Annotated in this window: 16 protein-coding genes; 6 read left to right on the top strand and 10 right to left on the bottom strand. The window is 72.7% G+C overall.

Going from position 1 to position 13,330, the window contains the following annotated elements:
• Positions 1-7: 7 nt before the first annotated feature.
• Entirely contained in the window at positions 8-1,492 is a 1,485-nt protein-coding gene (gene rng / locus FQY79_RS03250) for a ribonuclease G (protein WP_146310679.1), read from the bottom strand.
• The gene (locus FQY79_RS03255; RefSeq protein ID WP_146310681.1) at positions 1,492-2,085 is read right to left on the bottom strand and encodes a Maf family protein; all 594 of its coding nucleotides are present in this window, start codon (positions 2,083-2,085) and stop codon (positions 1,492-1,494) included. The genes rng and FQY79_RS03255 overlap by 1 nt, the downstream gene beginning before the upstream one ends.
• 125 nt (positions 2,086-2,210) lie before the next feature.
• On the opposite strand from FQY79_RS03255, the gene FQY79_RS03260 reads away from it, so the two are divergent.
• Positions 2,211-2,945, top strand: coding sequence for an SIMPL domain-containing protein (locus tag FQY79_RS03260; RefSeq protein ID WP_425463175.1), 735 nt, complete (start codon positions 2,211-2,213; stop codon positions 2,943-2,945).
• A gap of 1 nt (position 2,946) precedes the next feature.
• Positions 2,947-3,114, top strand: a complete 168-nt coding sequence (locus FQY79_RS15315; RefSeq protein ID WP_186759721.1) for a hypothetical protein — start codon at positions 2,947-2,949, stop codon at positions 3,112-3,114.
• A gap of 26 nt (positions 3,115-3,140) precedes the next feature.
• On the opposite strand, the gene rlmH is transcribed toward FQY79_RS15315, so the two are convergent.
• From rlmH to leuS, 6 genes are all read right to left on the bottom strand, one after another.
• The gene (gene rlmH, locus FQY79_RS03265; protein WP_146310685.1) at positions 3,141-3,611 is read right to left on the bottom strand and encodes a 23S rRNA (pseudouridine(1915)-N(3))-methyltransferase RlmH; all 471 of its coding nucleotides are present in this window, start codon (positions 3,609-3,611) and stop codon (positions 3,141-3,143) included.
• A gap of 82 nt (positions 3,612-3,693) precedes the next feature.
• Entirely contained in the window at positions 3,694-4,107 is a 414-nt protein-coding gene (rsfS, locus tag FQY79_RS03270) for a ribosome silencing factor (RefSeq protein WP_146310687.1), read from the bottom strand.
• A 44-nt stretch (positions 4,108-4,151) separates the two neighbouring features.
• Entirely contained in the window at positions 4,152-4,850 is a 699-nt protein-coding gene (gene nadD / locus FQY79_RS03275) for a nicotinate-nucleotide adenylyltransferase (protein WP_146310689.1), read from the bottom strand.
• Positions 4,851-4,862: 12 nt separating this feature from the next.
• Positions 4,863-5,906, bottom strand: coding sequence for a DNA polymerase III subunit delta (gene holA / locus FQY79_RS03280; RefSeq protein ID WP_146310691.1), 1,044 nt, complete (start codon positions 5,904-5,906; stop codon positions 4,863-4,865).
• A gap of 13 nt (positions 5,907-5,919) precedes the next feature.
• Positions 5,920-6,429, bottom strand: a complete 510-nt coding sequence (locus FQY79_RS03285) for an LPS-assembly lipoprotein LptE (protein WP_146310693.1) — start codon at positions 6,427-6,429, stop codon at positions 5,920-5,922.
• Between the two features lie 54 nt (positions 6,430-6,483).
• Entirely contained in the window at positions 6,484-9,240 is a 2,757-nt protein-coding gene (gene leuS, locus FQY79_RS03290) for a leucine--tRNA ligase (RefSeq protein WP_146310695.1), read from the bottom strand.
• A gap of 160 nt (positions 9,241-9,400) precedes the next feature.
• On the opposite strand from leuS, the gene FQY79_RS03295 reads away from it, so the two are divergent.
• Entirely contained in the window at positions 9,401-10,684 is a 1,284-nt protein-coding gene (locus FQY79_RS03295) for a metal-dependent hydrolase family protein (protein WP_146310697.1), read from the top strand.
• A 25-nt stretch (positions 10,685-10,709) separates the two neighbouring features.
• Positions 10,710-10,961, top strand: coding sequence for a SemiSWEET transporter (locus FQY79_RS03300; protein ID WP_146310699.1), 252 nt, complete (start codon positions 10,710-10,712; stop codon positions 10,959-10,961).
• Positions 10,962-10,975: 14 nt separating this feature from the next.
• Here the strand turns inward: FQY79_RS03300 and FQY79_RS03305 are convergent, their stop codons facing one another.
• Positions 10,976-11,545, bottom strand: coding sequence for a DUF998 domain-containing protein (locus FQY79_RS03305; protein ID WP_246122976.1), 570 nt, complete (start codon positions 11,543-11,545; stop codon positions 10,976-10,978).
• Entirely contained in the window at positions 11,542-11,799 is a 258-nt protein-coding gene (locus tag FQY79_RS03310; RefSeq protein WP_146310701.1) for a helix-turn-helix transcriptional regulator, read from the bottom strand. Before FQY79_RS03310 ends, FQY79_RS03305 begins: the two co-directional genes overlap by 4 nt.
• A 108-nt stretch (positions 11,800-11,907) precedes the next feature.
• Between FQY79_RS03310 and trxA the strand changes: the two genes are divergently transcribed.
• Together trxA and FQY79_RS03320 are read left to right on the top strand one after the other, a co-directional pair.
• Positions 11,908-12,777, top strand: a complete 870-nt coding sequence (gene trxA, locus FQY79_RS03315) for a thioredoxin (protein ID WP_146310703.1) — start codon at positions 11,908-11,910, stop codon at positions 12,775-12,777.
• A gap of 95 nt (positions 12,778-12,872) precedes the next feature.
• The gene (locus tag FQY79_RS03320; RefSeq protein ID WP_146310705.1) at positions 12,873-13,325 is read left to right on the top strand and encodes a DUF4442 domain-containing protein; all 453 of its coding nucleotides are present in this window, start codon (positions 12,873-12,875) and stop codon (positions 13,323-13,325) included.
• Positions 13,326-13,330: the final 5 nt, after the last annotated feature.

Below are 13,330 nucleotides of genomic sequence, written 5' to 3' on the forward strand. Positions count from 1 at the left end.
CAGGGCGTCAGAGCAGGACGACATCGTACTGTTCCTGCAGGTACTGCTCGTCGGCCTGGAAGCGGATCGACTTGCCGAGGAACTCCTCGAGCTCGGCCACCGCGGTCGATTCCTCCTCGGTGATGCGCGCCACCACCTTGGGCGAGGCGATCACCAGCAGCCGTTCGGCGTCGAACTGGCGCACCGCGCGCACGATCTCGCGGAAGATCTCGTAGGTCACGGTCTCGGGCGTGCGCACCATGCCGCGGCCGCCGCAGGCCTCGCAGGTCTCGCTGAGCTGGCGCTGCAGGCTCTCGACCGTGCGCTTGCGGGTCATCTCCACCAGGCCCAGCGGCGAGAAGTCGTAGACCGTGGTCTTGGCGTGGTCCTTGGCCAGCGACTTCTCCAGCGTGCGCAGCACCTGGCGGCGGTGCTCCTCGTCGACCATGTCGATGAAGTCGATGATGATGATCCCGCCCAGGTTGCGCAGCCGCAGCTGCCGCGCCACCGCCTGCGCGGCCTCCAGGTTGGTGCGGTACACCGTCTCCTCGAGGTTGCGCTGGCCCAGGAACGAACCGGTGTTCACGTCGACCGTGGTCATCGCCTCGGTCTGGTCGATCACCAGGTAGCCGCCAGACTTGAGCGGCACCTCCTTGTCGAGGGCGCGCTGGATCTCATCCTCGACCCCGTACAGGTCGAAGATCGGCCGGTTGCCGGTGTAGAGCTCGATCCGCTCGGCCAGCACCGGCATGTACTTCGCCACGAAGGCCTGCAGCCGCTCGTAGGTCTCGCGCGAATCGACCTTCACCTTCTCCACGTCCTTGCGGATCAGGTCGCGCACCGCGCGCAGCGGCAGGCTCAGGTCCTCGTAGATGCAGGTCTGCACCGGCGCCTCGCGCGAGCGCTTGTCGACGATGTTCCAGACCCGCGAGAGGTAGGCCAGGTCCTCGGCCAGAGCCTCGGGGGGCTGCCCCTCGGCGTTGGTGCGCACGATGTAGCCCAGCCCGGCGTCGGGCGGCGCGAGCTCGGCCACCAGCGACTTCAGGCGCGCGCGCTCGGTCTCGTCCTCGATCCGCGCCGACACGCCGACCACCCGCGACTGCGGCAGCAGCACCAGGTAGCGCGAGGGAATGCTCAGCTGGGTGGTCAGGCGCGCGCCCTTGCTGCCGATCGGGTCCTTGACCACCTGTACGATCACTTCCTGGCCGTCGCGCAGCAGCTCGGTCACCGGGCGCACCGGCACCGGCACCGGCGGCAGGGCTTCGTCCTCGACCTCGGGCTGGCTCGGCCGGACCACGTCGTTGGCGTGCAGGAACGCGGTGCGCTCCAGGCCGATGTCGACGAACGCCGCCTGCATCCCGGGCATCACCCGCTGCACCCGGCCCTTGTAGATGTTGCCCACCACGCCGCGGCGCCAGCCGCGCTCGATGTGCAGCTCCTGCAGCATGCCGTTCTCGACGACCGCCACGCGGGTCTCGCGCGGGGTGACGTTGACCAGGATCTCCTCGGACATCAGTCCGTCCCCCCGGGCCGGAAGCCCGTCCGCAGCCCGAACTCGTGCAGCAGCAGCATGGTGTCGTGCAGCGGCAGGCCCATCACCCCGGAGAAGCTGCCGTCCAGGCGGGTGACGAAGCGCTCGGCGCCGCCCTGGATGGCGTAGCCGCCGGCGCGGCCCATGGGCTCGCCGCCGGCCACGTAGGCGGCGACCTGGCCGTCGTCGAGCGCCGCGAAGGTGACCCGCGAGCGCGACAGCCGCTGCGCCTCGCGGCCGGCCGAAACCAGGCTGACCGCCGTGAGCACCTCGTGGGTGCGGCCGGACAGGCGCCGCAGCATGCCGGCGGCGTCGGCCGCGTCGGCAGGCTTGCCGAACACCTCGTCGTCCAGCACCACCTCGGTATCCGCGCCCAGGACCAGGGCGCCGGGCACGCCGGCCACGGCCAGCAGCCCGGCCCCGGCCTTCTCGCGCGCCATCCGGCGCACGTAGTCCTCGGCCGGCTCGCCGGGCGCGCGCGCTTCGCGGATGTCCACGTCGATCGTGCCGAAGGCGACGCCCAGGCGCGCGAGCAGCGCGCGGCGGCGCGGCGATTTGGAGGCCAGGTGCAGCATTCCACAAGGATACCCGCGGGTGCCCGCCCCCCAGCCGGCGCGGGCCGGCCAACCCCGTTCAGGCTCACGGGCCGTTCACCGGAACCTGACGACCCTTCCCCCAGCACTCCCCGGAGACCACCATGTTGCGCATTGCCGCCACCCGCCTCCTGCTCGCGGCCAGCCTGGCCGCAGGATCCCTCGCGATGACCAGTGCCCATGCCCGGACCGGCGACCCGCCGGCCGTCCCCGCCGACGGCACCCTGCTGTCGGTGTCGGCCCGCGCCGAGGCCAGCCGCGTGCCCGACGTGGCCAGCCTCTCGACCGGCGTGGTCACCCAGGCCGCCGACGCCAATGCCGCGCTGAAGGCGAACTCGGCGCAGATGGCCAAGGTCGTGGCCGCGATCCGCGCCGCCGGCATCGCCGAGCGCGACATCCAGACCAGCGGCATCAGCGTCCACCCGCAGTACCGCTACGGCGACAACCAGCCGCCCACGATCACCGGCTACCAGGCCAGCAACACCGTCTCGATCAAGGTGCGCGACATCGCCCGCCTGGGCGAGGTGCTCGACGCGCTGGTGGCCAGCGGCGCCAACCAGGTCAACGGCCCCAGCTTCGAGATCGACCGGCCCGAGGCGGTCTACGACGAGGCCCGACGGGACGCGCTGGAGCTGGCGCGGGCGCGGGCGGAAATGTACGCGAAGTCGCTCGGCATGCGGGTGCGCCGCATCGTGAGCATCAGCGAGGGCGGCGGCTTGCAGCCGCCGGTGCCGATGATGAAGGCGATGGCCATGGACGCGCGGATGGAGTCGGCGCCGGTCGCGCCAGGCGAAACCACGCTCTCGGCGAGCCTGGACGTCGTGTTCGAACTGGGGAACTGACATGCCCAAGGATCCGCGCAAGCCCGACGACCGCTCCGGCTACCGCGAAAAGCTGCCGCGCGACGGCAGCGAGGCCCGCGAACCGGGCGCGAAGAAGCAGCCCAACCCGGACGCCGGCGGCCTCGACCGGGAACCGGAGCAGGACGGGACCAACGACGGGGACCGCTGAGCCGGGCCCCGGCGCGGGACCGCGTCTCAGGCGCGGTGGTAGGGATGGTTGGCGAGCATGGCCGCGGCGCGGTAGAGCTGCTCGGCCAGCACCAGCCGCACCAGCATGTGCGGCAGGGTCAGCGGTCCGAGCGACCAGCGCTCGTCCGCCCGCGCCAGCACCTCCTGCGCGTGGCCCTCCGGGCCGCCGACGAGGAAGGCCAGGTCGCGGCCCTGCCCGCGCCAGTGCTCCAGGCGCCGGGCCAGGCCCTCCGACGAATGCATCCGTCCTTGCACGTCGAGCGCGACCACGTGCGTGCCGCGCGGCAGCGCCGCCAGCACGCGCGCGCCCTCTTCCTGCACGGCGCGCGCCGGATCGCGACCCTTGCCGCGCGGGCCGGGTTCGATCTCGACCAGTTCCAGCGGCAGCCAGTGCGAAAGCCGCTTGCGGTATTCGGCGAAGCCATCGGACACCCAGGCCGGCGGGCGCTCGCCCACGGCGACGAGCCTGGCCTTCATCGGGAAAGGTCGGCGACCCGGGGCGCGGCGGGCGCGCAGCGTGCGCGGTCGTCGGCGCGACGCGCGACGGCCACCACGCGCTTCAGGCCCCGTCGGCGTCGCCCGGCGCCGCGGGCGGCTCGTCGCCGACAGTCCACAGCCGCTCGAGCGCGTAGAACTCGCGCACCCGCGGCAGCATGACGTGCACGACCACGTCGCCGAGGTCGACCAGCACCCACTCGGCTTCGCGCTCGCCCTCGATCCCGAGCGGCTGGCAGTCGAGCCGCTTGGCATGGCGGACGACCTCTTCGGCGATCGACTTCACGTGCCGGGTCGAGGTGCCGGACGCGATCACCATGTAGTCGCAGACGCTGGTCCGGCCGCGCACGTCGATCTGGGTGACGTCCTTGGCCTTGAGCTCGTCCACCGCGGCGTGGACCGCCTTCAGCAGCACGTCGGCGGCCGGCGGCGGATTCGGAAGACGGGTCTTGATGACGTGCGCGGAGGAACTGGTCAAGGCGGCGGCTCGGGGAACTGGCGGGGATTATAACGGGCACCCGGTCACGGGACCGTCACGCCGTACAGGCCGTGGCGGCGGATGTGCTCGGCCACGGCGGCCGGAAGCCATGCGCGCCAGTCGCCGCCCGAGGCGAGGGCCCGGCGCACTTGGGTGGCCGAACCCGGATGCAGGGGCTGGTGCAGGCGCAGCACGCGGCCGGCCGGGGTTCCGGCCAGGTCGGCCGGGTCGCGGGTCCACCGGCCCTCGAGGCAGTCGGCCAGCGGCGGCGGCAGGCGGGCGTCGAGATCGCTGCCCTCGCGCTCGGCGACGACCAGGTGGGCGAGGCCCGGCAGTTCGCGCCAGGCGTGCCAGTCGGGCAGTCCGAGCAGGCTGTCGGCGCCGAGCAGCAGCGCGATCGGCGCCTGCGCGCCCCCCTCGCGGCGCAGCTCGCGCAAGGTGTCGACGGTGTAGCTGGGGCCCTCCCGGCGCAGTTCGCGCGCGTCCAGCGCCAGGCCGGGCTCGCCGGCGATCGCCAGCGCGACCATGCGCGCCCGGTGCGCCGCGTCGGCGCCGGGCGGCGCGCGGTGCGGCGGATCGGCCGCCGGCGTCAGGTGCACCGTGGCGCGGAGCGCGTCGCGCGCGGCACGGGCGATCGCCAGGTGGCCGAGGTGGACCGGGTCGAAGGTGCCGCCGTACACGACGTGCACGGGGCCGGCGCCCGCCTGCGCCGTCGCTGCCTGTCCGCTGCCGTGGGAACCCATCGCCGGCGGCCGTCAGGACAGCAGCGCGGCCGCTTTGGGCTCGGCGACCGCGACCAGCAGCCGCTCCAGCGCGAGCCAGGCATCGCCCGGCTCCTCGCCCAGGCGAACCCGGCCCTTGGCGATGCGGTCCACGCCGCCGGCCATGGCCACGAAGCGTTCCCAGCGCGGGGCCGGGTGCCGGCCGAGCGCACGCCGGTACACGGCCTGCTTGGAGTCCCACACCCGCTGCGCCCTGAACTCGGCGGCGAGGTTGCCGCCGCGCGCCTGCACCCGGGCCAGCGCCGCGACCCGGTTGAGCTCCATCACCACCATGCCCATCAGCGCCGGCACCGCCTCGCCCTCCGCGCGCAGGCCGGCGAGCATGCGCGTGGCCTGGGCGGCGTTCCCGTTCAGCGCGGCGTCGACCAGACGGAACACGTCGAACCGCGCCGCGTCGGCCACCAGCGACTCCATGCGCGCCGCGTCCAGCGGCGCGCCGTCCGCCAGCAGGGCCAGCTTGTCCACTTCCTGCGCGGCCGCCAGCAGGTTGCCCTGGACCCGCTCGGCCAGGCGCTGCACGGCGCCGTGGTCGGCGCGCACGCCGCGCTGGCGCAGGCGCGATTCGAGCCAGCGCTCGAGCTCGTGCGGGCGCACCAGCGGCGCATGCACGAAGTGGCCGGCGCGGGCGATCGCCTCGCTCCATTTTCCTGCGTGCTTCTGGCTCCAGTCGCCGGCGGTGACCAGGAGCACCACGTCCTCGGGCGGCTGCGCGCAGTAGCCCGAGAGCACCTCGGCGCCCTCCTTGCCGGGCCGGCCGCCGGGCAGCCGCAGTTCCAGCAGCCGCCGGGCGCTGAACAGGCTTGGGGCGCGGAAGCTCTGTTCCAGCGAACTCCAGGCGAAATCCCGCCCGTCGGCGTCGAACACCTCGCGCTCGCCATAGCCGTTGGCGCGGGCGTGGGCGCGGATCGCGTCGGCGGCCTCGAGCACCAGCAGCGGCTCGGGTCCGGCCACCAGGTAGACCGGGCGCAGCGGCTCGGCGGCGAGCTGGGCGGCGAGCCGGTCGGGCTTCAGTTCCATCCGCAGGCCACGCTCACCGGGCGCTGCGCGACTCGCGGGTGGCCGCGTCGATCCGGCGCAGGATCGCCGCGGACATCTCGCGCTGCATCTCGCGCCCGAGCAGCTCGCTCTCGCTGTCCGAGCCGGTAGCGTCGGTCGGGACCCGGATGTAGTCGCGCGACATTTCCACCGCCTGCTGCGGCACGATCTCGTTGCCGTCGGCATCGACCAGCGCGAACACCACCGCATAGCGCAGCGTGTATTCCTGGGCGCGCCCGAACTGGTCCAGGCTCAGCGGGGTCGAATCCCAGCGCTCGGAGCGCAGCGCCAGCGTCGCGACCCGCTCGCTGGAGCGGGCATCCACCAGCCGGGCCCCGGCACGCTCGAGCGAGCGTTCCAGCGACTGCGCCAGCGGGCTGTAGTCGTCGCGCGAGGTGACCCGGATCGCGCTGACCCCTTCGGGCAGCACCAGCGCCTCGCGCAGGCGGAATCCGCAGGCGGACAGCACCAGGGCAAGCAGGACCACGGTCAGGGCACGGATCATGACCGAAGTCTGGAGGAGGCCGCCGGCCCCGGCAAGCGCGCCGGGGCGCCGCGTTCAGCCGGCGACGACATTGACGATCTTGCCCGGCACCACGATCACCTTGCGCACCGACAGGCCCTTGAGGAAGGCCTGCACGTTCGGCTCGGCCAGGGCCTGGGCCTCGATCGCCTCCCGGGTCGCGTCCACCGCCACCTCGATGGTGCCGCGCAGCTTGCCGTTGACCTGCACCGCCAGCGTCACCGCCTCGCGCTGCAGCGCGGCCGGGTCGGGCTGCGGGAACGGCACGTCCTCGAGCAGGGTTTCCGGATGGCCCAGCACCTGCCACAGGGCGTGGCAGGCGTGCGGTGTGATCGGGTTGAGCAGGAGCACCATCGACTCCAGCGCTTCCTGGCGCAGCGCATGGCCGTTGTCCGAAGCGTCGTCGAACCTGGCCACCGCGTTGAGCAGCTCCATCACCGCCGCGATCGCGGTGTTGAAGGCGTGGCGGCGGCCGTAGTCGTCACCGACCTTCTGGATCGTCTCGTGCAGCTGGCGGCGCAACGCCTTCTGCGCCGGCGTCGCGGATGCCGGGTCGAACCGTCCGGCCGGTCCGCCCTGCGCGTGGCGATGCACCTGCGCCCACAGCCGGCGCAGGAACCGGGCCATGCCCTCGACGCCGGCCTCGTTCCACTCCAGCGACAGCTCCGGCGGCGAGGCGAACATCGAGAACAGGCGCACGGTGTCGGCGCCGTAGCGGTCGATCATCGCCTGCGGGTCGACGCCGTTGTTCTTCGACTTCGACATCTTCTCGACGCCGCCGACCATCACCGGGTGGCCGTCGGCCTTGAGCGTGGCCCCGACCACGCGCCCCTTCTCGTCGCGTTCGACCTCCACGTCGGCCGGGTTGAACCACTCGCGCGCGCCGTTGGGGTGCTCGCGGTAGTAGGTCTCGGCGATCACCATGCCCTGGGTGAGCAGGTTGGTGGCCGGCTCGTCGCTGTCGACCAGGCCCTGGTCGCGCAGCAGCTTGTGGTAGAAGCGGAAGTACAGCAGGTGCAGGATCGCGTGCTCGATGCCGCCGATGTACTGGTCCACCGGGGTCCAGTACCTGGCCCGCTCGTCGACCATGTCGGCCGCGCCCGGCGAGGTGTAGCGCGCGTAGTACCAGCTCGACTCCATGAAGGTGTCGAAGGTGTCGGTCTCGCGCTCGGCCGGCTTGCCGCACTCGGGGCAGGTGGTCTTGCGCCACTGCGGATCGCTCTTGATCGGCGAGTGCACGACGCCCGGGTTGGCGAAGGCGTCGGCGACGTCCTCGGGCAGCACCACCGGCAGCTGGTCCTCGGGCACCGGCACCGCGCCGCAGTCGGGGCAGTAGATCACCGGGATCGGGCAGCCCCAGTAGCGCTGGCGGCTCACGCCCCAGTCGCGCAGGCGGAAGTTGACCTTGCGCCGGCCGCTGCCCGCGGCCTCGAAGCGCTCGGCCAGGGCGTTGAACACGGCATCGAAGTCCATGCCGTTGTACTCGCCCGAATTGATCAGGAAGCCGCGTTCGGTGAAGGCCTCGCGCTGTTCGATGCCGTCGAGGTACTCGCGCACCACGGCGACCGCGGCGTCGATCTCGACCACGTCGATCGGGCCGTGCCCGCCCAGCGCCACGGACATCGGGTCGTCGACGTCGGCCACGTGCGAGGCGATCTCGGCCAGCGCGTCGCGCACCGCCGCCGGCACCACCACCGGGCGCACCGGCAGGCCGTAGGCCTTGGCGAACTCCCAGTCGCGCTGGTCGTGCGCCGGCACCGCCATGACCGCGCCGGTGCCGTAGCCCATCAGCACGAAGTTGGCGACGTAGATCGGCACGTCCTCGCCGGTGATCGGGTGGATGGCCCACTGCCCGGTGGCCATGCCGCGCTTGTCCTGCGCCTCCAGGTCGGCCTCGGACACGCCACCGCGCTTGAGCTCGTCGAGGAACGCGGCCAGCTCGGGGTTGTGCTTCGCCGCCTTGAGCGCCAGCGGGTGCTCGCCGGCGATCGAGATGAAGGTCACGCCCATGAGCGTGTCCGGGCGCGTGGTGTAGACGGTGAGCGGCTCGTCCTCGCCGTCCACGCGGAACTGGATCTCCAGGCCCTCGCTGCGGCCGATCCAGTTGCGCTGCATCGTCTTGACCGACTCCGGCCAGCCATCGAGCGTGTCCAGGCCGTCGAGCAGTTCCTGGGCGTAATCGGTGATCCGCAGGAACCACTGCGGGATCTCGCGCTTCTCCACCAGCGCGCCCGAGCGCCAGCCGCGGCCCTCGATCACCTGTTCGTTGGCCAGCACGGTCTGGTCGACCGGATCCCAGTTCACCACCGAGTTCTTGCGGTAGGCCAGGCCCTTCTTCATCAGGCGCACGAACATGCGCTGCTCGTGCACGTAGTAGTCGGGCGAGCAGGTGGCAAACTCGCGCGACCAGTCGATCGCGTAGCCCAGCGACTTGAGCTGGTCGCGCATGTGCTCGATGTTGGCGTAGGTCCACTTCGCCGGCGCGGTGCCGTTCCTGATCGCGGCGTTCTCGGCCGGCAGGCCGAACGCGTCCCAGCCCATCGGCTGCAGCACGTTGTGGCCGGTCATGCGCTTGTACCGGCTGATCACGTCGCCGATGGTGTAGTTGCGCACGTGGCCCATGTGCAGCGCGCCCGACGGGTACGGCAGCATCGACAGGCAGAAGAACTTGGGCCGGTCCGGCCGCTCGACCACCTCGTAGGCGCGGGTGGCGTCCCAGAACCGGCGCGCCGCGGCCTCGACGCGGGCGGGCTGGTAGGCGGTGGGATCGGGACTGGAAAGATCCTGGGACACGGCTTCGGCACAGCGACGAGGGGACCGGCAAGCCTACCGCAGCGGGGCGCATCCCGTCATGGGCGGCGCCCGGCCGCCGGCCCGCGGGACCGGTGGCCGGGACCGCGCGGCCGGGCGGTATGGTTCAATCGGCCACCTCCGTCACCGCCCGATGTCGCCCATGCGCCGCCTGCTCTGCCTCGCCCTGCTTGCCTGCACCGCGCCCGCCCTCGCCGCCGAACCCGTCACCCTGCACTGCGAGCGCCTGTTCGACGCCCGCGCGGGCCGGATGCTCGGCGCGCACACGATCACCGTCGAGGACGGCCGCATCCGCACGGTGCAGCCGGGCCGGATCGCGCCCGCGGACGGCGGCCGGGCCATCGACCTGTCCGGCCGCAGCTGCCTGCCCGGCTGGACCGACCTGCACGTGCACCTGGGCAGCCAGTCGGGCCCGCAGAGCTATTCCGAAGGGTTCCGGCTCGATCCGGTCGACTACGCCCTGCGCGCGGTCGGCTACGCCGGCAAGACCCTGCGCGCCGGGTTCACCAGCGTGCGCGACCTCGGCGGCGAGGTGGCGCCGCATCTGCGCGACGCGATCAACCAGGGCCTGGTGGAGGGGCCGCGGATCTTCGCCGCCGGCAAGTCGATCGCCACCACCGGCGGCCACGCCGATCCCACCAACGGCTGGAACTCGATGCTCTCGCACCTGGTCGGCCCGCCGGGGCCGACCGAAGGGGTGATCAATTCGGTCGACGACGCGCGCCAGGCCGTGCGCCAGCGCTACAAGGACGGCAGCGACGTCATCAAGATCACCGCCACCGGCGGCGTGCTCAGCTACGCCAGGTCCGGCGACGCGCCGCAGTTCACCCTCGACGAGATCCGCGCGGTGGTCGAGACCGCGAAGGACTACGGCTACACCGTCGCCGCCCACGCCCATGGCGAGGAAGGCATGAAGCGCGCGGTGGTGGCCGGCGTCACCAGCATCGAGCACGGCACCCACATGAGCGACGAGGTGATGCGGCTGATGAAGCGACACGGCACCTGGTACGTGCCGACCATCTACGCCGGGCGCTTCGTCGCCGACAAGGCGAAGGAACCGGGCTACTTCCCCGAGATCGTGCGGCCCAAGGCGGCCGCCATCGGCGCGCGCATCCAGCAGACCGCCGGCCGCGCCTGGGAGGCGGGCGTGAAGATCGCCTTCGGCACCGACCAGGGCGTCGGCCCGCACGGCGACAACGCGCGCGAATTCATCTACATGGTCGAGGCCGGGATCCCGGCGGCCTATGCGCTGCAGGCGGCGACGATCCACGCCGCCACCGTGCTCGGCGTCGACGACCAGGGCGTGCTCGAGGCCGGCAAGCGCGCCGACATCATCGCCCTGCCCGGCGACCCGGTGGCCGACATCAACGCAGTGCTCGGCGTGGACTTCGTGATGAAGGACGGGCGCGTGTACGCGCAGCCATGAGGCCCGGGGCCGCGCGGGAGCAGCGATGAACCTGGAGTGGCTGGGCTACCTGGCGGCCGTGCTCACCACGCTGGCCTTCGTCCCGCAGGCGGTGAAGACGATCCGCAGCCGCGACACCAGCGGCATCTCGCTCGGAATGTACGTGGTGTTCATCGTCGGCATCGTGTGCTGGTTCTGCTACGGGATCGTGCTCGGCTCCTGGCCGATGATCCTGGCCAACGCGGTGACGTTCGTGCTCGCGGCGGTGATCCTGGTGCTGAAACTGCGCCACGGATAGCGCGGCGCGCGGGTTCAGGGATGCAGCGGTCCGGCGGCCCGCCACATCCAGCCGAACCAGGCGGCGAAGGCCAGCCGCTGGCTGGCGCCGGCGCCGAGCAGCTCCGGCGCCAGGACCGCCAGCCCCGGGACCAGCAGCCACGCCGCCACCGTCGCCGCGCGCAGCGCGCGCACGCCGCCGGCCACCAGCGTGGCGCCGGCGACGAAGCTGATCCACCACAGCATCCACGCCGAGGCATGCAGGCGGCTCGCGGCCGCGTCCAGGTCCGCCGGGTCGAGCGGCAGCGCTCCCTGCGCGGCCCAGGCCAGGGCCGAACACAGCAGCATCGCGGCGCCCAGCCGCGGCGCCAGGCCGGTCCCGGGCAGGCGCGCGCGCAGCCGCCAGGCCAGCACCGCCAGCAGCAGCCCCGGCAAGCCGAACAGCAGCAGGTTGTAGCCGCCGGCGCGCGGCACGCCGATCGCACCCGGCAGCGCCAGCGGATGCCACAGGTGCGAATAGCCCTCGAGCAACGCCCCGGCGACGATGGCGGTGCACGCGGCAAGGGCCGCCGCGGTCGCGGCCAGCGCGCGATCGGGCCGGCTCACTTTCCCTGCCACCGGAACACGTCCTCCACCCCCACGCCGAAGGCGCGGGCGATCCGGAACGCAAGTTCGAGCGAGGGCGCATAGCGCCCGGCCTCAAGCGCGATGATCGTCTGCCGCGCCACCCCGCAGGCCTCCGCCAGCGCCTGCTGGGTCATCGCGCCATGCTCGGAACGCAACCGGCGCAGCCGGTTGCCGATCGGAGTGGGGCGCGGCGTGGCCGGCGCGCGCGCAGTGCCTGTTCCGGAGGACTTCATGTAACCTGCACGTTACATCGGCGCCGGACCGTGTCAACGCCTCCGGCCACGGCTTGGAATCCCGGGCCCGCGCCGCCATCCTGCCCTTCCCCCTTTCCGGAGCCGCCCATGCCCGCCGAGCCCGCCGCGCACGTCTTCGACGCCACGACCGCCACCTTCGAGGCCGAGGTCCTGCAGAAGTCGCTCGAGGTGCCGGTGCTGGTGGATTTCTGGGCGGAGTGGTGCGGGCCCTGCCGGACCCTGGGGCCGGTCCTGGAAAAGCTGGCGGCCGAGTACGGCGGCGCCTTCCTGCTGGCCAAGGTAGACACCGAGAAGGAACCGCAGATCGCGGCCGCGTTCCAGATCCGCTCGATCCCGACCGTGTTCCTGGTCAAGGGCGGGCAGCTGGTGGACGGCTTCCAGGGCGCGCTCCCGGAAGGCCAGCTGCGCGAGTTCCTGCGCCACCACGGCATCGAGCCGGCGCAGGCGGCGGAGGCGGACGCGGCGGTTGAATCGGCGCCGGCCGATCCGGCGGCCGAGGTCGTGCGCCTGCGCGCCGCGGTCGAGGCCGAGCCGGACAAGGACGAGCTCAAGCTCGACCTGGCCCTGGCCCTGCTCCAGACCGGCGCGGCGCAGGAGGCCGAGCGCCTGCTCGACGCCCTGCCCGCCAACCTCGCCACCGACGATCGCGCAGTGAAGGCGCGCGCACGGCTGGGCTTCGCCGCCCTGCTCGCCGACGCGCCGCCGGCGGCCGAACTGGAGGCGGCGGTGGCGGCCGATCCCGACGACCTGCGCGCGCGCCACCTGCTGGGCGTGCACCGGATCGTGGCGGGCGACGCCGAAGCCGGCCTGGAGCAGTTCATCGAGATGCTGCAGCGCGACCGCCACTTCGACGACGGCCTGCCGCGCAAGGCCCTGATCGACGCCTTCCAGGTGGTGGAGGACGCCGCCCTGGTCGGCCGCTTCCGGCGGCGCATGGCCTCGCTGCTGCTGGTCTGAGCGCGCTGGCCGCAGGCCTGCGCCCGGGCCGCGCCGGGCGCCATACCAGTGCGTATGGTAAGCTGGGGTGCCCCCGCCCCGCATCGCCCCCGCGCATGACGCGTTACCCCTGGCTGTTCCGCCACCTGCTCAACCTGTGGCCGCCGTTCCTGGCGGCCGGCATCCACGTCACCCGGCTGGCGCCGGACTGGCGCAGCGCGCGCGTGGAGCTGCGCATGCGGCCCTGGAACCGTAACTACGTCGGCACCCATTTCGGCGGCAGCCTGTTCGCCATGACCGATCCGTTCCACATGCTGCTGGCCCTGCAGTCGCTCGGGCGCGGGTACATCGTCTGGGATCGCGCCGCGCAGATCGAATTCCTCAAGCCCGGTCGCGGGGTGGTGGCGGCGGAGTTCCACCTCGACGACGCCGTGCTGGAACGGATGCGGGCCGCGACCGCCGGCGGCGACAAGTACCTGCACTGGTTCGAGGTCGACGTGCGCGACGCGCACGGCGACGTGGTCGCGCGCGTGCGCAAGCAGCTGTACGTGCGCCGCAAGCGCCCCTGAGCGGC

The sequence above is a fragment of the Luteimonas wenzhouensis genome, from assembly GCF_007859305.1.
In the GTDB taxonomy this organism is placed as follows: domain Bacteria; phylum Pseudomonadota; class Gammaproteobacteria; order Xanthomonadales; family Xanthomonadaceae; genus Luteimonas; species Luteimonas wenzhouensis.

Bases quoted from the DNA above. Each gene is read 5' to 3' on its own strand.
- rng (WP_146310679.1), bottom strand. From the start codon at position 1,492: ATGTCCGAGGAGATCCTGGTCAACGTCACCCCGCGCGAGACCCGCGTG.
- nadD (WP_146310689.1), bottom strand. From the start codon at position 4,850: ATGGGTTCCCACGGCAGCGGACAGGCAGCGACGGCGCAGGCGGGCGCC.
- rlmH (WP_146310685.1), bottom strand. From the start codon at position 3,611: ATGAAGGCCAGGCTCGTCGCCGTGGGCGAGCGCCCGCCGGCCTGGGTG.
- holA (WP_146310691.1), bottom strand. From the start codon at position 5,906: ATGGAACTGAAGCCCGACCGGCTCGCCGCCCAGCTCGCCGCCGAGCCG.
- FQY79_RS03310 (WP_146310701.1), bottom strand. From the start codon at position 11,799: ATGAAGTCCTCCGGAACAGGCACTGCGCGCGCGCCGGCCACGCCGCGC.
- FQY79_RS03255 (WP_146310681.1), bottom strand. From the start codon at position 2,085: ATGCTGCACCTGGCCTCCAAATCGCCGCGCCGCCGCGCGCTGCTCGCG.
- trxA (WP_146310703.1), top strand. From the start codon at position 11,908: ATGCCCGCCGAGCCCGCCGCGCACGTCTTCGACGCCACGACCGCCACC.
- FQY79_RS03285 (WP_146310693.1), bottom strand. From the start codon at position 6,429: ATGATCCGTGCCCTGACCGTGGTCCTGCTTGCCCTGGTGCTGTCCGCC.
- FQY79_RS03300 (WP_146310699.1), top strand. From the start codon at position 10,710: ATGAACCTGGAGTGGCTGGGCTACCTGGCGGCCGTGCTCACCACGCTG.
- FQY79_RS03320 (WP_146310705.1), top strand. From the start codon at position 12,873: ATGACGCGTTACCCCTGGCTGTTCCGCCACCTGCTCAACCTGTGGCCG.
- FQY79_RS03295 (WP_146310697.1), top strand. From the start codon at position 9,401: ATGCGCCGCCTGCTCTGCCTCGCCCTGCTTGCCTGCACCGCGCCCGCC.
- FQY79_RS15315 (WP_186759721.1), top strand. From the start codon at position 2,947: ATGCCCAAGGATCCGCGCAAGCCCGACGACCGCTCCGGCTACCGCGAA.